The following is an 18,771-nucleotide window of genomic DNA, read 5'->3' as shown; positions in this document are numbered from 1 at the left end:
GAAGCTTGTGCCCGTGGCAGACACATCCCAGCTCATTTCCGGTGTTGCAGAAAGATATGCCTCCTCGCTTTTCGAGCTTGCTCTGGAAGCCGGATCGATCGAAGCGGTCGGTGCCGACCTGACGCGCATCCAGGCTCTGATCGACGGCAGCGCGGATCTGAAGCGACTGATCGTAAGCCCGGTCTTTTCTGCCGACGACCAGTACAAGGCAATTTCGGCCCTCGTCGAGAAGTTCGGCGTCTCCGGGCTGGTGGGCAACTTCCTCAAAGTCGTCGCGCGCAACCGCCGTCTCTTCGTGCTGCCGGGCATCATCAGGGCATTTCGTCTGCTCGCTGCCCGCCACAAGGGCGAAATCACTGCCGACGTGACGTCGGCGCATGCGCTGACCCCGGCGCAGGAAACCGAATTGAAGGCGGCGCTGAAAGGCGTCACCGGCAAAGACGTGGCGGTAAACGTCACTGTCGACCCGTCTATTCTTGGAGGTCTGATCGTCAAGGTCGGTTCCCGCCAGATTGACACCTCCCTTCGCACCAAACTCTCTACCCTTAAGCTTGCACTGAAAGAGGTCGGCTGATGGATATCCGCGCCGCGGAAATTTCCGCTATTCTTAAAGATCAGATCAAAAATTTCGGCCAGGAAGCGGAAGTTTCCGAAGTGGGTCAGGTGCTTTCCGTCGGTGACGGTATTGCCCGCGTCTACGGCCTCGACAACGTTCAGGCAGGCGAGATGGTCGAATTCCCGGGCGGAATTCGCGGCATGGCGCTGAACCTGGAAGCCGACAATGTCGGCGTGGTCATCTTCGGTTCCGACCGTGACATCAAGGAAGGTGACACCGTCAAGCGGACCGGAGCCATCGTGGACGTTCCGGTCGGCCCGGAACTGCTCGGCCGCGTCGTGGACGCGCTCGGCAATCCGATCGACGGCAAGGGCCCGATCAATGCCAAGCAGCGTGCCCGCGTGGACGTCAAGGCGCCCGGCATCATCCCGCGCAAGTCGGTTCACGAGCCGATGTCGACCGGCCTCAAGGCCATCGACGCACTGATCCCGGTTGGTCGCGGCCAGCGCGAGCTCGTCATCGGCGATCGCCAGACCGGCAAGACCGCCATCATTCTCGACACGATCCTCAACCAGAAGGCCATTCACGACAATGGGCCGGAAGGCGACAAGCTCTATTGCGTCTATGTCGCGATCGGCCAGAAGCGCTCGACGGTCGCCCAGTTCGTGAAGGTGCTCGAGGAGCGCGGCGCGCTACAGTATTCGATCATCGTTGCTGCGACCGCTTCCGATGCCGCACCGATGCAGTACCTGGCGCCGTTTGCCGGTTGCACGATGGGCGAATATTTCCGTGACAGCGGCAAGCACGCCCTGATCGGTTATGACGATCTCTCCAAGCAGGCCGTCGCCTACCGTCAGATGTCACTGCTGCTCCGCCGCCCGCCGGGCCGCGAAGCCTATCCCGGCGACGTCTTCTACCTGCATTCGCGCCTGCTGGAGCGTGCTGCAAAGCTCAACGACGACAATGGCGCCGGCTCGCTGACGGCTCTGCCCGTCATCGAGACGCAGGGCAACGATGTTTCCGCGTTCATCCCGACCAACGTGATCTCGATCACCGACGGCCAGATCTTCCTTGAAACCGATCTGTTCTACCAGGGCATCCGCCCGGCCGTTAACGTCGGCCTGTCGGTCTCGCGTGTCGGTTCCTCCGCCCAGATCAAGGCGATGAAGCAGGTCGCCGGTTCGATCAAGGGCGAGCTCGCCCAGTACCGCGAAATGGCGGCCTTCGCACAGTTCGGTTCGGATCTCGACGCCGCGACGCAGCGCCTGCTCAACCGCGGTGCCCGTCTGACCGAACTCCTGAAGCAGCCGCAGTTCTCGCCGCTGAAGACGGAAGAGCAGGTCGCGGTCATCTTTGCCGGCGTCAATGGCTTTCTCGATAAGCTGCCGGTCGCCGACGTGGGCAAGTTCGAGCAGGGTCTCCTTTCCTACATGCGTTCGGAAGGCAAGGCCGTTCTGGATACCATCCGCACGGAAAAGGCGATCTCGGACGACACCAAGGCCAAATTGAAGGCCGCAATCGACAGCTTCGCCAAGTCTTTCGCCTGAGCGGACCTCAATTAGGACGGACAACGGATGCCTTCACTTAAGGATCTGAAGAACCGGATCGCCTCCGTCAAGGCGACGCAGAAGATCACCAAGGCGATGAAGATGGTCGCCGCGGCGAAGCTTCGGCGTGCCCAGGAGGCGGCCGAGGCCGCCCGGCCTTATTCGCAGCGCATGGCTGCCGTTCTCTCCAATATCGCCCAGGCGGTCGGTGCGGACGACAGCGCGCCGCGGCTGATGACGGGCACCGGCAAGGACGACACGCATCTGCTGGTAGTCTGCACAGCCGAGCGCGGCCTTTGCGGCGGTTTCAATTCGCAGATCGCCCGCCATGCCCGCGACCACGTACGCAAGCTCCTGGCCCAGGGCAAGACGGTCAAGATCATTTGCGTCGGCAAGAAGGGCTTCGATATTCTTCGGCGCGAGTTCGCGTCGCTGATCATCGACCGGGTTGACCTGCGCGAAGTGAAGAAGATCGGTTTCGAGAACGCGGACCGGATCGGCCACAAGGTCATCGAGCTCTTCGACAATGGCGAGTTCGACGTCTGCACTCTGTTCTATTCCGAGTTCAAGTCCGTCATTTCTCAGATCCCGACGGCCCAGCAGCTCATTCCAGCATCGGCCGGCGAAGCCGTTGCCGAGGGTGCTTCGGCGATCTACGAATATGAGCCGGACGCCGCGGCGATCCTGAGCGATCTCATTCCACGCAATATCTCCGTGCAGATCTTCCGGGCCCTGCTCGAGAACGTCGCCGGCGAAATGGGCGCGAAGATGAGTGCCATGGACAATGCGACGCGCAATGCGGGTGAGATGATCAACAAGCTGACGCTCAACTACAACCGTCAGCGGCAGGCGCAGATCACCAAGGAACTCATTGAAATCATCTCTGGCGCGGAAGCGCTCTAAGGTTACGAGAAGAGGGTAAGAATTATGGCTAAGGCAGCTACCCCGAAAGAAACCGCAGCGGCGAAGAAGCCAGCTGCTCCGAAGAAGGCAGCTTCCGCCAAGACAGCTTCTGCCACCACAGTCGTTGCGGCTACGGGTGCTGTCGGCCGCGTGACGCAGGTCATCGGCGCCGTCGTCGACGTGGCTTTCGAAGAAGGCCAGCTCCCGAAGATCCTGAACGCACTGGAAACCGACAATAACGGCAACCGCCTCGTTCTCGAAGTCGCGCAGCATCTCGGCGAAAATTCGGTCCGCACGATTGCCATGGACTCGACGGAAGGTCTCGTTCGCGGCCAGAAGGTCACCGACACGGGCGCCCCGATCGCGGTTCCGGTCGGCAAGGAAACGCTCGGACGCATCATGAACGTCATCGGCGAGCCGGTCGACGAAGCCGGTCCGCTCAAGACCTCCGCGCGCCGCGCGATCCACCAGGATGCGCCGGCCTATGTCGACCAGTCGACGGAAGCGCAGATCCTCGTTACCGGCATCAAGGTTGTCGACCTGTTGGCTCCTTACGCCAAGGGCGGCAAGATCGGCCTCTTCGGCGGCGCAGGTGTGGGCAAGACCGTTCTGATCATGGAACTGATCAACAACGTCGCCAAGGCGCATGGCGGTTACTCCGTCTTCGCAGGTGTCGGTGAACGGACCCGCGAAGGAAACGACCTGTACCACGAAATGATCGAATCCGGCGTGAACAAGCACGGCGGCGGCGAAGGCTCCAAGGCTGCGCTCGTTTACGGTCAGATGAACGAACCGCCGGGCGCCCGTGCGCGCGTCGCGCTGACCGGCCTGACGGTCGCCGAACAGTTCCGCGACGAAGGCCAGGACGTTCTGTTCTTCGTGGACAACATCTTCCGCTTTACCCAGGCAGGTTCGGAAGTGTCGGCTCTTCTCGGCCGTATTCCTTCGGCCGTGGGTTATCAGCCGACGCTGGCCACGGACATGGGTCAAATGCAGGAGCGCATCACCACCACCACCAAGGGCTCTATCACTTCGGTTCAGGCGATCTACGTTCCCGCCGACGATTTGACCGACCCCGCACCGGCGACCTCGTTCGCCCACCTGGACGCAACGACCGTTCTGTCGCGCTCGATCGCCGAAAAGGGTATCTACCCGGCCGTGGACCCGCTCGACTCGACCTCGCGCATGCTCGACCCGATGGTCGTCGGAGAAGAGCATTACGAAGTCGCGCGTAAGGTCCAGGGCACGCTGCAGCGCTACAAGGCGCTCCAGGACATCATCGCCATCCTGGGCATGGACGAACTTTCCGAAGAGGACAAGATCGCCGTTGCCCGCGCCCGCAAGATCGAGCGCTTCCTGTCGCAGCCGTTCTTCGTCGCCGAAGTCTTCACCGGTTCGCCGGGCAAGCTGGTCGCGCTCGAAGATACGATCAAGGGCTTCAAGGGCCTCGTCAACGGCGAGTACGACCACCTGCCGGAAGCCGCCTTCTACATGGTCGGTTCCATCGAGGAAGCCGTCGAGAAGGCCAAGAAGCTGGCTGCCGAAGCCGCTTAAACTGCCTCGTGAACCGTGGCGCGCACATTTCGCGCCACGGCCTTCGTCCCGCCGCGATCAGTGACGGCGGAGAACGTGCACAGCCCGCCGACCCGCGGCGCGCTCACCAGAAGTGAATGGTCATGGCCGAAACTTTCAATTTTGAGCTTGTTTCCCCCGAGCGCCTGCTGGTCTCGGAGACGGTGACGGAAGTCGTCATTCCGGCGACCGAGGGCGAGATGACCGTGATGGCCAATCACGCGCCGACCATGACGACCGTCCGGCCGGGCGTAGTCGCGGTGAAAACCGCCGCCGGCAATACCGAACGCTACGCCGTTTTCGGCGGTTTTGCCGACATCCTGCCGACCGGCTGCACGCTGCTGGCCGAATCCGCCGTCCATGTCGACGAGCTGGACAGCACGGTTCTCGAGAACCGCATCGAAGCGGCACGTGCCGAACTCGAAGGCGCGAGCGACGAGAAGAAAACCCGCCTGGAGCAACTCGTCGCCGAACTCACGAAGCTCGGGGAGATCGTGATCCCGGCCTGAAAGGGACATCCCGATAAGGGATAATGCCTATCCAACCCCGCCTCGAGCGGGGTTTTTCGTTTCTGGACAGACCATGCCGTTCACCTCGAGAAGGAGCACGGCGGGGCAGAAAGCTCTCCGTCCCTGCCGCCCATCATCCCGCTGCCGCGACTTCTCCCCGCTTGCGGGTAAAGGTGCCGGCAGGCGGATGAGGGGCTTCTCAGGCAGGAACGAAAAATGCCCGGACAAGGCCCGGGCATGCTGGTTCTCGACCTGAACTCGGGGTCAGCTCACTGCGCGCTCGGTCTGGTGCTTCTGGGCGTAGTAATGGCCGAAGCGGTTGGCGAGGAAGCTGTCGAGGGCGATGTCTTCCTGGCGGATGAAGCCTTTGGTCGGAATCTTGCCCTCGGAGAGCATGTCGAGGACGGCGCAGATGCTGCCGGCGGTGGTGATCTGGATGCCGCTCTGCATGCGTCCTGCCACGACGCCGCTATAGACCTTATTGGCGTAGGTTTCCTGCACCAGGCGGCCTTCGCGAAAGCCGGAGACCGTGACGAAGATCACGACCACGTCCTGGGTCGTCGTCGGCAGAGCGTTCTCCAGTATGTCCTTCAGCACTTCGCGGCGGTGACGCAGGCCGAGATCGTTCAGAAGCGCCTTGAAGATCGCGGCGTGGCCAGGATAACGGATCGTCTTATAGTTGAGGGTCCGGACCTTGCCCTTGAGCGTTTCGCAAAGCGTGCCCAGCCCGCCTGAGGTGTTGAAGGCCTCATAGGTGACGCCGTCGAGCGAAAACTCCTCGCGCTCCTCCATGGCGGGAACTTCGATCAGAGATCCTTCGACGATCGCTTCGCAGGGCTCGATATATTCGTTGATGACGCCGTCGGTGCTCCAGGTGAGATTGTAGTTCAGAGCGTTCGACGGGTACTGCGGCAACGCGCCGACACGCATGCGCACGCTTTCGAGCGTGTCGAAATGCCGGGTAAGGTCATTGGCGACAATCGAGATGAAGCCGGGTGCAAGGCCGCATTGCGGGATGAAGGCGGTCCTGGAGTCCGCCGCGATGGCCTTGACCTGACGGGTCGATTCGACGTCCTCGGTCAAATCGAGATAGTGGACGTCGGCTTCGGCTGCAGCCTCGGCGATCTCGACTGTCAGATGGAACGGGGCGGCGCTCAGAACTGCGAACTTGCCGGAGAGCAGGGCGACCAGCGCCTTCCTGTCGGCAATATCGACGACGGCGGTCGAAACGGCGTCGTGCTTCTCGACCTGCTGCAATTGTTCGCCACTGCGATCGGCGATGCAGACGCGGTAGTCCCCGCTATGTGCCAGCATGCGGGCGATGGTGGAGCCGATTTTGCCGGCGCCGATGACGACGATGTCTTTCATTCTAAAATTCCCCGGGGCATGAGCCTTTTCCACCGCCATTGTCGCGCTGCCACCTATTGATTTGAAGCTTCGATATGGCTAAATCGTCGGCTTATGTTCGGCAATTCGCCGACGAAAGCCGACGATATGCAGGTAACCGACAAAGACCGCGAACTCCTCGCCATCCTGAGCGAGAACGCTCGCATGTCCACGGCGACGATCGCCCGGCGCCTCGGCCTGTCGCGCACGACCGTACAGGCCCGAATCGAACGGCTGGAGCGTGAGGGGGTGATCGCGGGCTACGGCGTGCGGCTCTCGGAAAGCTACGAGAAGGGTCTCGTGCGAGCGCATGTCCTGATCACCATCGCGCCCCGGGCGCTGAGCCGGGTCACGCCGGAACTTGCCGCCATTGGCGAAATCCGCATGCTGCATTCGGTCAGCGGCAGTTTCGATCTGATCGCGGTCGTCGCGGCTTCCTCGATCAGCGAACTGGATCTGCTGATCGACCGCATCGGCGAGATCGAGGGTGTCGAAAAGACCCTGTCGTCGATCATTCTTTCGACCCGCATCGACCGTTGAACGCCGGCTCCTCACTGTGCCGGAGTAGCGGGTTGCGGGCCCGGCCGTGGCCAGGCGCTGGGACCCTGGATGAAGGAAACGCTCGCACCCTCGCCCGGCGTCAGCCATTTTTCGCGGTCGAAATATAGCTCGGCAACGCTCTTCGGCCGCGTGCGCGCGGTCTGGTTAGCAAGGAAGTTGTAGCGGGGCGTATCCCCCATTTCACGCCGGAACTGGATACGACTGCCGAAGCGCTCGAGGTCGAATTCCTGTAGTGCCTGGATCTTGAGAGTGATGCTCGCGCTGCCGGCCCAACGGACCTCGTTCAAGAATACGGAAGCAGCCCTTGCCGCAGCACTGGTGACGACGGGCGTATCGCCGCCATGCTCGATATTGAGCTTCACGCGAAAGGATGTGATCTCCTCCTCTCCGCGGCCCTTGACCAGGATGAAGATGGACGAGCTCGGCTCCTGGCCGGGACGGACGAAGGGAACGAGCGACGAGCATTCCCAGCGGCCGCTCTCGGCCGATTTCCATTCGAGGTCGCGGAAGCCGGCATCGCTCAGCCCTTCGCAAAGGGCCCGCGGGTCACTGCGGATCTGGCGGATGAATTGCTGTTCCGGTGTCTGAAGATCCGCGAAGATGTGGGCGGGCAGGAAACCCTTCGGCTGATCGGGTTCTTTACGCGGCCCGCGGGCGATCCGCGGCTGCCGCTCCGCCTGCGGCGCCGGCGTATGAAAGCCCAGCCGGGACAGGATCTGTTTCAAGTTTCGCTGCTCGTTGGCAAGGAGCACGGTTGCCGCGATCGCCGCGAAGATGAGCCCCATGGCGAAGAAGAAGAAAGCGATGCCGGAACGGCCTTTCTGCTTCTTCTCCATCTTGCGTCGTTACTCCGCCACGGAGAGGACCACGCTTGTGGCGTACCGCTCCAAACCTCAGTAGTGGCGCACCATAAGGGATCAGGGCGCCTGCGTCCAAGAGGCTGACGAGGGGCTGGTCGCAACGTCATTCCAGCACGCCTGTCCGCTCGGCTTCGGCGCGGGCCGTCCTCCAGCTGGAATAGGCGAAGGCGAGAAGGAATATAGCCGTCATCAGAAGGACAATGGTGGGTGCCGGAGCACTGTCGATGAAGAAGGACAGGTAGACGCCGCAAAAAGAAGCGGCGACGGCGACCATTACGGCAACCGCAAGCATCGCGCCGAATGTCCGGGTGACGAGAAAGGCGATAGCGCCGGGGGCGATCAGCATGGCTATCGCCAGGATAAGGCCGACCGCCTTCAGCGCGCCAACGATCGTCAGCGACAGGATCGCGAGCAGGCCGTAGTGCAGCCAACCGACCTTGAGTCCGATGGCGCGGGCATGCGCCGGATCGAAGGCGTGCAGCAGGAGATCGCGCCATTTCAGGCCGAGGATGCCGCCGGCCAGAAGCGCGATGAGGCCGGTTTCGAATATGTCGCCCCAGCCGATGCCGAGCATGTCGCCGAAGAGGATGTGGTCGAGATGCACGTCGCTCTGAATCTTGGTGTAGAGCACCAGGCCGAGACCGAACATCCCGGAAAAGACGACGCCCATCACCGTGTCCTGCTTGATGCGGCTGTTTTCCTTCAGATAGCCGGTCAGAAGCGCGCAGCACATGCCTGCGGTAAAGGCACCGACGGCGAGCGGCAGGCCGGCGATGTAGGAGATAACGATGCCGGGGAAGACCGCATGCGATATCGCATCGCCCATCAGCGACCAGCCCTTGAGCACCAGGAAGCATGAGAGCATCGCCGTGGGGATCGCGACCAGAACCGAGATCAGCAGCGCGTTGCGCATGAACTCGAACTCGAAGACCGCAAGGAGCATGTCGAGCGATGGCATCATGCGGTCTCCAGAGCTTCCGTTGAGCGGCGGCGGGCGGCGAGCAGCCCGTGTTTGGGGGCGAACACGAAGGCGAACAGGAAGATCAGCGTCTGCAGCACGATGATGATGCCGCCGGTGGCGCCGTCCAGGAAGTAGCTCGCATAGGCTCCAAAGAAGCTCGTCAGTGCCCCTATGACGATGCTGATCAAGATCAGCCGCGGGAAACGGTCGGTCAGGAGATAGGCGGTCGCGCCGGGGGTTACGACCATGGCGATGACCAGAAAGGCGCCGACCGTCTGCAGCGCCGCTACCGTCGAGGCCGAGAGCAGCGTGAAGAAGAGAATTTTGAGAAAGGTGGTGTTGATGCCGATCGAACGGGCGTGGCTTTCATCGAAGAAGGTCACCAGCAGATCCTTCCACTTCGCCCACAGGATCAGCAGCGAGACGATGCCGATGATGGCAAGCTGTACGGTGTCGGCCGGCGTTATTGCGAGTATGTTGCCCAGCACGATCGTCTGGATATTCACCGAGGTTGGCGAGAGGGAGACCATGAACAGGCCGAGCCCGAAGAAGGAGGTGAAGATCAGGCCGATGATCGTGTCCTCCTTCAGCCGCGTGCGCTGGTTCAGGAACAGCATTGCCGCCGCGGCCAGCGCACCGGAGAAGAAGGCGCCAAGCGAGAAAGGGAGCCCGAGCATATAGGCGCCGGCAACTCCCGGCACGATCGAGTGGGAGAGCGCATCGCCGATCAGCGACCAGCCTTTCAGCATGAGATAGGCTGACAGAAAGGCACAGACCGCGCCAACGAGCGCACTGACCCACATGGCATTGACCATATAGCTATAGGAGAACGGCTCGGCGAGCATGGCGATCATTCGGAGTCCGCCTCGGAGTCTGGTTCCGGTTTTGCCGGCTGGGCGACCATTCGGTCGCGGGCGCCATACATGACGAGCGGGCGCTCGTCGTCGCTGATGACCGAGAGCTGGCGCGGGTCGGCATCGTCGTGGAGATTCTCGCCGCCAAGCACGAAGTGACGCAGTACGCCGCCGAAGGCGAGTTCCAGGTTTTCGCGCGTGAACGTGGTTTCCGTCGGCCCATAGGCGAGCACGGTATTCTTCAGGAGGATGGCGCGGTCGCAGAATTCCGGCACGCTGCCGAGATTGTGCGTGGAGACGAGCATCACGCGCCCCTCCTCGCGAAGCGCGACGAGCAGGCGGATGATCGCATCCTCCGTTTTCACGTCGACCCCCGTGAAAGGTTCGTCGAGAAGAATGACGCGACCGTCCTGGGCAAGCGCCCGGGCCAGGAAGACCCGCTTCTTCTGGCCGCCGGACAGCTCGCCGATCTGGCGCTTGCGGAATTCGCTCATGCCGACCCTTGCCAGCGCCGTTTCGACAGCGTTGTGATCGGCCTTTTTCGGGATGCGCAGCATGTTCATGCGGCCGTAACGGCCCATCATCACCACGTCTTCGACGAGAACCGGAAAGTTCCAGTCCACCTCTTCGGCCTGCGGCACATAGGCGACGAGGTTCTGCCTCAATGCCTGCGGGACCGTCATTCCCAGGATGGAGATGTCGCCCTTCGCCAGCCGCACGAAGCCCATGATCGCCTTGAAGAGCGTCGACTTGCCGCTGCCGTTGACGCCGACAAGGGCGGCGATCGTGCCGGTGGGGATTTTGAAGGAGGCATCGCGCAATGCCCGATGACCATTGCGGTAGGTCACCGTGGCTCCGCTGACGCGAATGCCGCTCCCTTCCTCTTCCGGAGCTGCTTTCGGATTGGCGCGGGCCATTTCCTGAAGATTCATTGCGACAAGCCTTTCGCGATCGTTTCCGATGTAACGCGCAGCAGATCGATATAGGTCGGAACGGGCCCGTCGGCCTCGCTCAAGGAGTCGACATAGAGCACGCCCCCGTATTTTGCACCCGTCTCCCGCGCGACCTGCTCTGCCGGATCGGGCGAGATGGTGCTCTCGGAAAAGACGACGGGGATATTATTGGCCCGAACCGCGTCGATCACCTTGCGCACCTGCTGTGGCGTCCCTTGCTGGTCGGCATTGATCGGCCAGAGATAAAGCTCCTTCAGGCCGAAATCACGGGCGAGATAGCTGAAGGCGCCCTCGCTGGAAACGAGCCACCGCCTTTCCAGCGGAATCCCGTCGAGCTGAGCGCGGATCGGTGCCACGGCCGCCTCGATCTTCTTCTTGTAAGCCTCGGCATTGGCTTTATAGGCCGCCTCGTTCGCAGGATCGTATTTCACGAAGGCGTCGCGGATGTTGTCGACATAGACCAGCGCGGCAGACGGCGACATCCATGCATGCGGGTTTGGCTTGCCGGTATAGGGGCCTTCGGCGATGCCCATCGGCTCGACACCCTGCGAAACGACGATCCCCGGAACGTCGTCGAAGTTCTGGAAAAATCTTTCGAACCAGAGCTCGAGATTCAGCCCGTTCCAGAGAATAAGGTCGGCATCATGGGCCTTGAGAATATCGCGCGGCGTCGGTTGATAATTATGGATCTCGGCGCCGGGCTTGGTGATCGATTCGACCACTGCGACGTCGCCCGCGACGTTCTGCGCCATATCGGCGATGACCGTGAAGGTGGTGACTGCCTTGAGTTTTTCCGCTGCCGGGGCCGCCGCCGGCATGATGGAACAGACGGCCATTGCCGCTGCTGCCGCTACGATCATGCGCCTCGTTGATTGAATCATTCGGCTCTCCTCTTTGCGAACCATAATAGGGGTAGGTGAATGGTCTGCATAAGTCAATGCAAATGAGAAGCATTTGCAACTGGCTATTTTCAAGAGGCACGCCCTTGGCTAGTGTCGCCGGATGAAGCAGAGCAAGAATCGGGTCGAGGAACTGGAAGGAATTCTGCGGGATGGCGGCGTGCGCGTCACCCGTCAGCGCGCCGCAATTCTGAAGATCCTGGCCGAGGCAGAGGACCATCCGGATGCCAGCGAGCTGCACCGGCGGGCCAAGGAAATCGACGCGACCGTCTCGCTCTCGACGGTCTACCGGACGCTTTCGGCGCTGGAGCAACAAGGGGTAGTGCAGCGGCATGCTTTCGAGAATGCGACGGCCCGCTTCGAGACGGCGGACGCGCCGCATCACGATCACCTGATCGACATAGAAACGGGTGCGGTGATCGAATTCCGCTCCGACAAGATCGAGCAGCTGCAGGCCGAAATTGCCGCCGAACTCGGATACGATCTTGTGCGCCACCGGCTGGAACTCTATTGCCGGAAGCGCAAGGATTGAGCCGATTACCCTTTGAGGGTGGCAATCACGGGCCGTGAGGGGATCGTCATCGCGGCGACGCCGACGATGACGCAGCTGAGGCCGAGCCACGCGGTGGTCGAAAGCGTTTCCCCCAGAAAGACCACTCCGATGGCAACGCCGATCGGAACGCGCACATAGGCCTGGGCCGTCGCGCCGACCGAGCCGAGTGTATGGATCAGGCGGAAATAGATGACGAAGGCGAGCGCTGTCGAGAAGACCGACAGGCAGAGGAGAGCGATCAGCGACTCCCGGGAGGGATCGAGCATCCAGGGCCGATCGACCACCAGGCTCGCCGGGATGAGCAGGGCCGCACCTGCGAGGAGAGATCCGCAGGCGGGCATCATCGGATCGAGACCTTTGAAACTCTTTCCGAAAATGGCCGCGCCGGCATAGCAAAGGGTCGCAAGCACCACGGCAAGCTGTGGGATGAGCTGATCGCCGATGCCCCGGAAAGCCTCAAGGCCGATAATCAGCCCTATTCCTGTGAGGCCAGCAAGGACGCCTATGAACTTGCGCGGGGTGACGGGCTCGTGGCGGGTGATCAACGCCGTCAGAAGAAAGGCGAAGATCGGGGTCGTGGAGTTGAGGATGGCCGCCACGCCGGCATCAATCGTGCGCTCCGACCAGGCGATCAGAGTGAAGGGAATGACGCTGTTGAGGCAGGCCTGGAACAGGAACTTTCTCCATGTCGCCCTGTCCCGCGGCAATTTCAGTCCGCGCCATGCAATCAGTGCCAGAAGGATCGCGCCGGCAAGCAGCGTGCGTGCGGCAATCAGCGTCACCGGCGGGATGGTTTCGACGCCGATCTTGATGAAGGTGTACGAGGCGCCCCAGAGTGTTGCGAGGGCGACGAGCAAAAGCAGTTCGAGCGCGAGACGCGGCCTGTCCATGACGAGGTGTCCTTGTGAATCGTTGTCATCGGACCATTCCTACCGCCCGGAGCTGCCGCAATGCTTCGGTGCCGATCGAAGTGTGACAATCTCCCGTGGCCCTGGGCCACGGGAGATTGTCCTTTGATCAATGCCCGTCTGCCATCCGCGCGGCCTCGACGCAAGCGGAACGCTCGAGACTGAGGCCGTTGAAGAAGGCGTTGAGCACGATGGCCGAGATGGCCGCGAGGACGATGCCGGACTCGATGATCGGGTGGAGCGCATGCGCCATCCACATCAGGAAGTTCGGAGCAATCATCGGGATCAACCCGAATCCGACGGAAACGGCCACGACGAACAGGTTGTTGCGCGAGGACTTGAAGTCGACCGTGGAGAGAATCCTGACACCAGTTGCCGCCACCATGCCGAACATTACGAGCCCGGCTCCCCCGAGAACGAATGTCGGAACGGCCTCGACCAGCGCGCCCATCTTGGGAACGAGTCCGAGCAGGATCATGATGATGCCGCCCATGACGCACACGTAACGGCTCTTGACGCCGGTGACGCCGACGAGCCCCACATTCTGCGAGAAGCTCGTATAGGGAAAGGTGTTGAAGAGGCCGCCGATAACGGTGCCAAGGCCGTCCACGCGCAGCCCGGCGGTCAGTTGCTGCTGCGTCACTTCACGATTGGTCATCTCGCCGAGCGCCAGGAACATGCCGGTCGATTCGATCATCACCACGACCATGACGAGCGACATCGTGGCAATCAGCACCGGATCGAAAATGGGCGTGCCGAAGCGCAGGGGCGTCACGACGGCGAACCAGCCGGCGCTCGCCACACGATCGAAGTGCATCATGCCGAGCATAGCCGCCGCTACGCATCCGACCGCGATGCCGATCAGAACAGCGATGTTGCTGATGAGACCCTTGCCGAAGCGCGCCACAACGAGAATGGAGACCAGAACGAAGGCGGCAAGCGCCACATGGCTCGGTTCGGCATAGATCGGGTTCGGTATCGTCGCACCGAGGACGAGCCCGTCCGGCACGGCAGATCCGCCTGCCGTGGCGAGCTGTTTCAATTCCGCCAGCCATTGCGCATGGGCCGGATCCACGAGTTTCGGCGCGGTCGGGCCGAAGGGATTGCCGAATATCCAATTGACGCCGACGCGCATCAGGGTCACCCCGATGACGAGAATGATCGTGCCGGTGACAACGGGCGGGAAGAACTTCAAAAGGCGCCCCATGACGGGCGCGAGCAGAAGCGCAACGAGCCCTGCACCGATGATCGCGCCGAAGATCGTTCTGGCCCCGTCGATCCCCGGTGTCATGGCCGCCATGGAGACCATGGGGCCGACGGCGGCAAAGGTGACGCCCATCATCACGGGGAGGCGAATGCCTATGCCTCTCGTCAGTCCGAGCGACTGGATGATGGTGACGATGCCGCAGACGAAGAGATCCGCCGAAATCAGGAAGGCGACGTCTTCCGGGCTCAGTTGCAGCGCCCGTCCGACGATCAGCGGAACGGCGACCGCGCCGCCATACATGACAAGAACATGCTGTATCCCGAGCGTTGCAAGCCTGCCGACCGGCAGGCGCTCGTCCACGGGATGTATGCTGGATGCGTCGTTCATGGTTCCTCCTCCATTCCCCGTCCTCCAACGGGAACGGAGACTTTTCGTGCGGCGGGCGCATGTCGCAAGGGAGGGAGAATCGGAAACACTTTCCGGTTTTCCGGCGTAATCGGCGCGCCGCCGATCCGGACGCTCAGAGGTCCGGATCGCGTTTGCGCCAGTTGACCAGTACGGATTGTCGCGGTCAATGCGCTTCCGCAGCAATCACCGGCACTTCGATACCCTTGGCGTCGTAGAGCTTGCCGTTGAGGAAGTAATCCCCGTCGTGCAGCCGTGCGATGTCCTGGTAACGCAGCGTTCGCTCGGTGCCGGCGACGAAGACCGATTGCTGGTCCGAGTTTCCGGCGGTCATATGGTTGAAGATCAGATTGAGGCTGATCGCCATCAGCGCGGCGGAGCTGATGCCGGAATGAAAGATCGTCTCGACCCAGGCCGGGAAATGCTCGTAGAACGTCGGCGAGGCAATCGGGATCATCCCGAAGCCGATGGAAGTCGCGACGATGACCAGGTTCATGTTGTTGACGTAGTCGACTTTCGACAGCGTGCGGATGCCGCTCGCCGCGACCGTGCCGAAGAGCACGATGCCGGCGCCGCCGAGCACGGAACTTGGAACCGCCGCGACGATGCGGCCCATGACCGGCAGAAGGCCGAGCGTGACGAGAAACAGGCCGCCCATGGCAACGACATAACGGCTCTTGACCCCGGTTACCGCAACGAGCCCCACGTTCTGGGCAAAGGCGCTCTGGGTGAAGGAGCCGAAGACCGGTGCAATCAGACTCGACAGCATGTCGGCCCTGAGGCCATCGCCGAGCCGGCGCGAATCCACTTTCGTCTCGATGATCTCGCCGACTGCCAGAATGTCCGCCGATGTCTCGACCAGCGTCACAATGATGACGATGAACATCGAAGCGATCGCCGCAAGTTCGAAAGTCGGATAGCCGAAGTGAAACACCTTCGGAAAAGCGAAAAGAGGACCTTCGGTGACCTGCGAGAAATCCGCCATGCCGGCGAACCAGGCTATGATCGTGCCGATGATCAGGGCGAGCAGGATCGAGAGCCGGGAGATGGCCGCGCTTCCGAGCTTGCTGAGCAGGAGCACGACGACGAGTGTGACGGCCGCAAGCTGGATATTGGCGGGACTGCCGAAATCCGGAGAGCTGTTATTGCCGCCCATCGCCCATCGCGCGGCGACCGGCATCAGCGTCAGGCCGATGGTCGTAATGACGATGCCGGTGACGAGCGGCGGGAAGAAGCGCGTGATCCTCGAAAATACGGGGGTGATCAACAACCCGATCAGGGAGGCGGCGATGACGGCTCCGAGCACGGACTGAAGGCCCCCATTGCCGGAAATGGCGATCATCGTCGCCACGCCGGAAAAGGAGACGCCCTGTACCAGCGGCAACTGGCTTCCGAAAAAGGGAAGGCCGATGGTCTGCAATATGGTGGCGAGGCCGCCGGCAAATAAGGATGCCGTGATAAGCAGTCCGATCTCGCCGGGATCAAGGCCTGCCGCCTGGCCGAGAATAAGGGGAACGGCGACGATGCCTCCATACATCGTCAGAACGTGTTGCAGGCCATAGGCCAGATTGGCGCCGATGCCGAGCTTCTCATCCTCCGGGCGCGTTGATGCTACGGGTTCCTCTGCATTGATTGCCAAGGTAAGCTCCTCCAATACCTTTGCATGTAATCCACGTCTTACGAAGACGTTCGCAAATAATGGCAGCGGCCGTGAGGCGCCGCCTTACTGAAATGGCGGAAACAGTTTTCGCGTGATGGGCGGTAATGCCGGCCGGAGCGGCGAGCGGGGCGCACCCCCTTCCGATCAGCTTTCGGAATAAAAAACGGGGCTGTTTCCAGCCCCGGTACCGCATCTCCCCGGAAAGCGGCGCCGCCCGTCGGATCGGGCGGCGCATGTCAATCAGTTGGTCTGCCAGCTCTTGACCAGTTCGTCGTAATTGACGGTGACCGGCTTATCCTTCTCGTTCTCGACCTTGAGCTGCGGTGCGAGGTTGCCGGCCTTGACGGCTTCCGCGTTCCAGTATTCGAGGTCGTGCTCATCGGCGAGCTTCGGCCCGATTTCGCCCTGGACTCCGGCGCGCTCGAGACGCTGCATCACTTTTTCCTGTTCGGCGCAGAGCGAGTCCATGGCCTCCTGTGCGGTCTTCGCACCGGAAGAAGCATCGCCGATCGCCTGCCACCAGAGCTGTGCCAGCTTCGGATAGTCAGGGACGTTCGTTCCGGTCGGCGACCACTGCAGGCGGGCCGGCGAACGGTAGAACTCGATCAGACCGCCGAGCTTCGGCGCACGGTCGGTGAAGCTCTGATGGTCGAGCGTCGATTGACGGATGAAGGTGAGGCCGACATGGCTCTTCTTCACGTCTACCGTTTTCGAGGTCACGAACTGCGCGTAGAGCCACGCGGCCTTGGCGCGATCGTCCGGCGTCGACTTAAGCAGCGTCCAGGAACCGGCGTCCTGATAGCCGAGCTTCATGCCCTCCTTCCAGTAGACGCCATGCGGGCTCGGAGCGAAACGCCACTTCGGCGTACCGTCCTCGTTCACGACTGGCAGGCCTTCCTTCACGAAATCGGCGGTGAAGGCCGTATAGGTGAACATCTGCTGGGCGACCTCACCTTGCGATGGAACGGGGCCAGATTCCGAGAAGGTCATGCCCTGAGCAGCGGCCGGTGCATAGGCCTTCATCCAGTCGAGATATTTCTGGATGGCATAGACGGATGCCGGGCCATTGGTATCGCCGCCGCGTGCAACGCAGGATCCGACGGGTCTTGAGTTTTCGTCGACCTTGATGCCCCACTCGTCGACCGGCTTGCCGTTCGGAATGCCCTTGTCGCCATTGCCGGCCATCGAGAGCCAAGCGTCGGTGAAGCGCCAGCCGAGCGACGGGTCCTTCTTGCCGTAGTCCATGTGGCCATAGACCTTCTTGCCGTCGACTTCGCGGCCGGTGAAGAACTCGGCGATGTCCTCGTAGGCCGACCAGTTGACGGGAACGCCGAGATCGTAGCCGTACTTCGCCTTGAAATCCGCTTTGTTCTTCTCGTCGTTGAACCAGTCGTAGCGGAACCAGTAGAGGTTCGCGAACTGCTGGTCGGGAAGCTGGTAGAGCTTGCCGTCCGGAGCCGTGGTGAAGGACTTGCCGATGAAGTCGTCGATGTCGAGGTTGGGATTGGTGACGTCCTTGCCCTCGTTCGCCATGAAGTCGGTCAGGCTTCGCGCCTGCTGGTAGCGCCAGTGGGTGCCGATCAGGTCGCTGTCGTTGATGTAGGCGTCATAGACGTTTTCGCCCGACTGCATCTGCGTCTGCAGTTTTTCGACAACGTCGCCTTCGCCGATCAGGTCATGGGTGATTTTGATGCCGGTGATCGCAGTGAAGGCCGGGGCCAGCACCTTCGATTCATATTCGTGGGTGGTGATCGTTTCGGAGACGACCTTGATCTCCATGCCCGCAAAGGGTTTCGCCGCATCGACGAACCACTGCATTTCCGCTTCCTGGGCAGCGCGGTCGAGCGAGGACATGTCGCCGACTTCCTTGTCCAGAAACTGTTTTGCCTCGTCCATGCCGGCAAAGGCCGAGCCGGTGAAAGCCAGCAGCATGGCCGCCGTCGTTGTCAAAAGGTGCCGTCGCATCAATTCCTCCCTGGGTTTTGCGATTGCGTTGCCTTGCAGTCTAAAAGGGCGCCTGTGGGGAGCGCCCTTCATTCCATTCCTCAGACGTAGCGGAAGACGCCGACCGCATAGATCACCGAGAGGGCGACGGCCCACCAGAGATTTGCGCCGACCAGCCCCAGCCAGGCGAGGTGAATGAATGCGCTTCCGAGAAGCGATACGAAGAGCCGGTCGCCGCGTGTCGTCTCGAAGCGCAGGATGCCGACCCTGGGATTGCCGCCGGGCCGGGCATATTCCCAGACGGCCATCAGCGACAGGAGCGCGAAGATCGTCAGAAAGAACATGGCGGTCGGGAAAGACCAGGCCATCCAGCCTCCCGGGACCAGCGGCGCGAACCAGTCGCGCTCGCCGTCCTTCACCGGCAGAAGCGAGAAAAGCAGGCCCGCGGCGCCAAGGTAGACGATGAGTACGGCGGCAAGTGCGACGGGCCAGCGGTTGTTGCGAGCGGCAATGGCTGCCATCAGACCCTCCTT

At 61.8% G+C, this 18,771-nt stretch carries 18 protein-coding genes; 7 read left to right on the top strand and 11 right to left on the bottom strand.

The annotated features are described in order from the left end of the window. Positions 1-7 precede the first annotated feature (7 nt). From FB009_RS07840 to FB009_RS07820, 5 genes are all read left to right on the top strand, one after another. The gene (locus FB009_RS07840; protein ID WP_012067136.1) at positions 8-574 is read left to right on the top strand and encodes a F0F1 ATP synthase subunit delta; all 567 of its coding nucleotides are present in this window, start codon (positions 8-10) and stop codon (positions 572-574) included. Then, positions 574-2,103: a F0F1 ATP synthase subunit alpha gene (gene atpA, locus FB009_RS07835; RefSeq protein ID WP_012067135.1), complete on the top strand. Its 1,530-nt coding sequence runs from the start codon at positions 574-576 to the stop codon at positions 2,101-2,103. Before FB009_RS07840 ends, atpA begins: the two co-directional genes overlap by 1 nt. Before the next feature lie 27 nt (positions 2,104-2,130). Next, positions 2,131-3,006, top strand: a complete 876-nt coding sequence (locus FB009_RS07830) for a F0F1 ATP synthase subunit gamma (RefSeq protein WP_012067134.1) — start codon at positions 2,131-2,133, stop codon at positions 3,004-3,006. Between the two features lie 24 nt (positions 3,007-3,030). Beyond that, the gene (gene atpD / locus FB009_RS07825; RefSeq protein WP_012067133.1) at positions 3,031-4,560 is read left to right on the top strand and encodes a F0F1 ATP synthase subunit beta; all 1,530 of its coding nucleotides are present in this window, start codon (positions 3,031-3,033) and stop codon (positions 4,558-4,560) included. Positions 4,561-4,682: 122 nt separating this feature from the next. Beyond that, positions 4,683-5,087 (top strand): F0F1 ATP synthase subunit epsilon, encoded by a 405-nt coding sequence (locus tag FB009_RS07820; protein ID WP_012067132.1) that lies wholly within the window; start codon positions 4,683-4,685, stop codon positions 5,085-5,087. Between the two features lie 264 nt (positions 5,088-5,351). On the opposite strand, the gene FB009_RS07815 is transcribed toward FB009_RS07820, so the two are convergent. Continuing rightward, complete coding sequence (locus FB009_RS07815) at positions 5,352-6,455, bottom strand: saccharopine dehydrogenase family protein (RefSeq protein ID WP_012067131.1); 1,104 nt, start codon at positions 6,453-6,455, stop codon at positions 5,352-5,354. A gap of 126 nt (positions 6,456-6,581) precedes the next feature. Between FB009_RS07815 and FB009_RS07810 the strand changes: the two genes are divergently transcribed. Then, entirely contained in the window at positions 6,582-7,013 is a 432-nt protein-coding gene (locus FB009_RS07810) for an Lrp/AsnC family transcriptional regulator (protein ID WP_024310848.1), read from the top strand. Positions 7,014-7,024: 11 nt separating this feature from the next. Here the strand turns inward: FB009_RS07810 and FB009_RS07805 are convergent, their stop codons facing one another. The 5 genes from FB009_RS07805 to FB009_RS07785 all read right to left on the bottom strand — a co-directional run bounded on the left by FB009_RS07805 (position 7,025) and on the right by FB009_RS07785 (position 11,543). Further along, on the bottom strand, positions 7,025-7,870 hold the full coding sequence (locus FB009_RS07805) for a DUF6030 family protein (RefSeq protein ID WP_012067129.1): 846 nt from the start codon (positions 7,868-7,870) through the stop codon (positions 7,025-7,027). A gap of 127 nt (positions 7,871-7,997) precedes the next feature. Then, positions 7,998-8,855 carry a metal ABC transporter permease gene (locus FB009_RS07800; protein WP_018012716.1) on the bottom strand — a complete coding sequence of 286 codons (858 nt, stop codon included), beginning with the start codon at positions 8,853-8,855 and terminating at the stop codon, positions 7,998-8,000. Then, positions 8,852-9,709 (bottom strand): metal ABC transporter permease, encoded by an 858-nt coding sequence (locus FB009_RS07795; RefSeq protein ID WP_012067127.1) that lies wholly within the window; start codon positions 9,707-9,709, stop codon positions 8,852-8,854. The genes FB009_RS07800 and FB009_RS07795 overlap by 4 nt, the downstream gene beginning before the upstream one ends. Next, on the bottom strand, positions 9,706-10,641 hold the full coding sequence (locus FB009_RS07790) for a manganese/iron ABC transporter ATP-binding protein (RefSeq protein ID WP_012067126.1): 936 nt from the start codon (positions 10,639-10,641) through the stop codon (positions 9,706-9,708). The genes FB009_RS07795 and FB009_RS07790 overlap by 4 nt, the downstream gene beginning before the upstream one ends. Continuing rightward, positions 10,638-11,543 (bottom strand): metal ABC transporter substrate-binding protein, encoded by a 906-nt coding sequence (locus FB009_RS07785; RefSeq protein ID WP_012067125.1) that lies wholly within the window; start codon positions 11,541-11,543, stop codon positions 10,638-10,640. Before FB009_RS07785 ends, FB009_RS07790 begins: the two co-directional genes overlap by 4 nt. A 121-nt stretch (positions 11,544-11,664) precedes the next feature. On the opposite strand from FB009_RS07785, the gene FB009_RS07780 reads away from it, so the two are divergent. Then, positions 11,665-12,093, top strand: a complete 429-nt coding sequence (locus tag FB009_RS07780) for a Fur family transcriptional regulator (protein WP_012067124.1) — start codon at positions 11,665-11,667, stop codon at positions 12,091-12,093. A gap of 5 nt (positions 12,094-12,098) precedes the next feature. Here the strand turns inward: FB009_RS07780 and FB009_RS07775 are convergent, their stop codons facing one another. From FB009_RS07775 to FB009_RS07755, 5 genes are all read right to left on the bottom strand, one after another. Then, a complete protein-coding gene (locus FB009_RS07775) occupies positions 12,099-13,004 on the bottom strand; it encodes a DMT family transporter (RefSeq protein ID WP_012067123.1) in 906 nt (301 codons plus the stop codon). 127 nt (positions 13,005-13,131) lie between these two features. Continuing rightward, positions 13,132-14,616 carry a nucleobase:cation symporter-2 family protein gene (locus FB009_RS07770; RefSeq protein WP_012067122.1) on the bottom strand — a complete coding sequence of 495 codons (1,485 nt, stop codon included), beginning with the start codon at positions 14,614-14,616 and terminating at the stop codon, positions 13,132-13,134. A 184-nt stretch (positions 14,617-14,800) separates the two neighbouring features. After that, a complete protein-coding gene (locus tag FB009_RS07765) occupies positions 14,801-16,273 on the bottom strand; it encodes a nucleobase:cation symporter-2 family protein (RefSeq protein ID WP_020487369.1) in 1,473 nt (490 codons plus the stop codon). A gap of 261 nt (positions 16,274-16,534) precedes the next feature. Then, positions 16,535-18,259: an ABC transporter substrate-binding protein gene (locus tag FB009_RS07760; protein ID WP_012067121.1), complete on the bottom strand. Its 1,725-nt coding sequence runs from the start codon at positions 18,257-18,259 to the stop codon at positions 16,535-16,537. An 80-nt stretch (positions 18,260-18,339) separates the two neighbouring features. Then, complete coding sequence (locus FB009_RS07755) at positions 18,340-18,759, bottom strand: DUF2160 domain-containing protein (protein WP_012067120.1); 420 nt, start codon at positions 18,757-18,759, stop codon at positions 18,340-18,342. Positions 18,760-18,771: the final 12 nt, after the last annotated feature.

Source organism: Sinorhizobium medicae, from assembly GCF_007827695.1.
GTDB classification, from domain to species: domain Bacteria; phylum Pseudomonadota; class Alphaproteobacteria; order Rhizobiales; family Rhizobiaceae; genus Sinorhizobium; species Sinorhizobium medicae.
This window is presented reverse-complemented; position numbering and strand designations above follow the sequence as displayed.

What these genes read in the sequence shown, in the direction of transcription:
- atpA (WP_012067135.1), top strand. Translation starts at nt 574, where the DNA reads ATGGATATCCGCGCCGCGGAAATTTCCGCTATTCTTAAAGATCAGATC.
- FB009_RS07830 (WP_012067134.1), top strand. Translation starts at nt 2,131, where the DNA reads ATGCCTTCACTTAAGGATCTGAAGAACCGGATCGCCTCCGTCAAGGCG.
- atpD (WP_012067133.1), top strand. Translation starts at nt 3,031, where the DNA reads ATGGCTAAGGCAGCTACCCCGAAAGAAACCGCAGCGGCGAAGAAGCCA.
- FB009_RS07820 (WP_012067132.1), top strand. Translation starts at nt 4,683, where the DNA reads ATGGCCGAAACTTTCAATTTTGAGCTTGTTTCCCCCGAGCGCCTGCTG.
- FB009_RS07815 (WP_012067131.1), bottom strand. Translation starts at nt 6,455, where the DNA reads ATGAAAGACATCGTCGTCATCGGCGCCGGCAAAATCGGCTCCACCATC.
- FB009_RS07810 (WP_024310848.1), top strand. Translation starts at nt 6,582, where the DNA reads ATGCAGGTAACCGACAAAGACCGCGAACTCCTCGCCATCCTGAGCGAG.
- FB009_RS07805 (WP_012067129.1), bottom strand. Translation starts at nt 7,870, where the DNA reads ATGGAGAAGAAGCAGAAAGGCCGTTCCGGCATCGCTTTCTTCTTCTTC.
- FB009_RS07800 (WP_018012716.1), bottom strand. Translation starts at nt 8,855, where the DNA reads ATGATGCCATCGCTCGACATGCTCCTTGCGGTCTTCGAGTTCGAGTTC.
- FB009_RS07795 (WP_012067127.1), bottom strand. Translation starts at nt 9,709, where the DNA reads ATGATCGCCATGCTCGCCGAGCCGTTCTCCTATAGCTATATGGTCAAT.
- FB009_RS07790 (WP_012067126.1), bottom strand. Translation starts at nt 10,641, where the DNA reads ATGAATCTTCAGGAAATGGCCCGCGCCAATCCGAAAGCAGCTCCGGAA.
- FB009_RS07785 (WP_012067125.1), bottom strand. Translation starts at nt 11,543, where the DNA reads ATGATTCAATCAACGAGGCGCATGATCGTAGCGGCAGCAGCGGCAATG.
- FB009_RS07780 (WP_012067124.1), top strand. Translation starts at nt 11,665, where the DNA reads ATGAAGCAGAGCAAGAATCGGGTCGAGGAACTGGAAGGAATTCTGCGG.
- FB009_RS07775 (WP_012067123.1), bottom strand. Translation starts at nt 13,004, where the DNA reads ATGGACAGGCCGCGTCTCGCGCTCGAACTGCTTTTGCTCGTCGCCCTC.
- FB009_RS07770 (WP_012067122.1), bottom strand. Translation starts at nt 14,616, where the DNA reads ATGAACGACGCATCCAGCATACATCCCGTGGACGAGCGCCTGCCGGTC.
- FB009_RS07760 (WP_012067121.1), bottom strand. Translation starts at nt 18,259, where the DNA reads ATGCGACGGCACCTTTTGACAACGACGGCGGCCATGCTGCTGGCTTTC.
- FB009_RS07755 (WP_012067120.1), bottom strand. Translation starts at nt 18,759, where the DNA reads ATGGCAGCCATTGCCGCTCGCAACAACCGCTGGCCCGTCGCACTTGCC.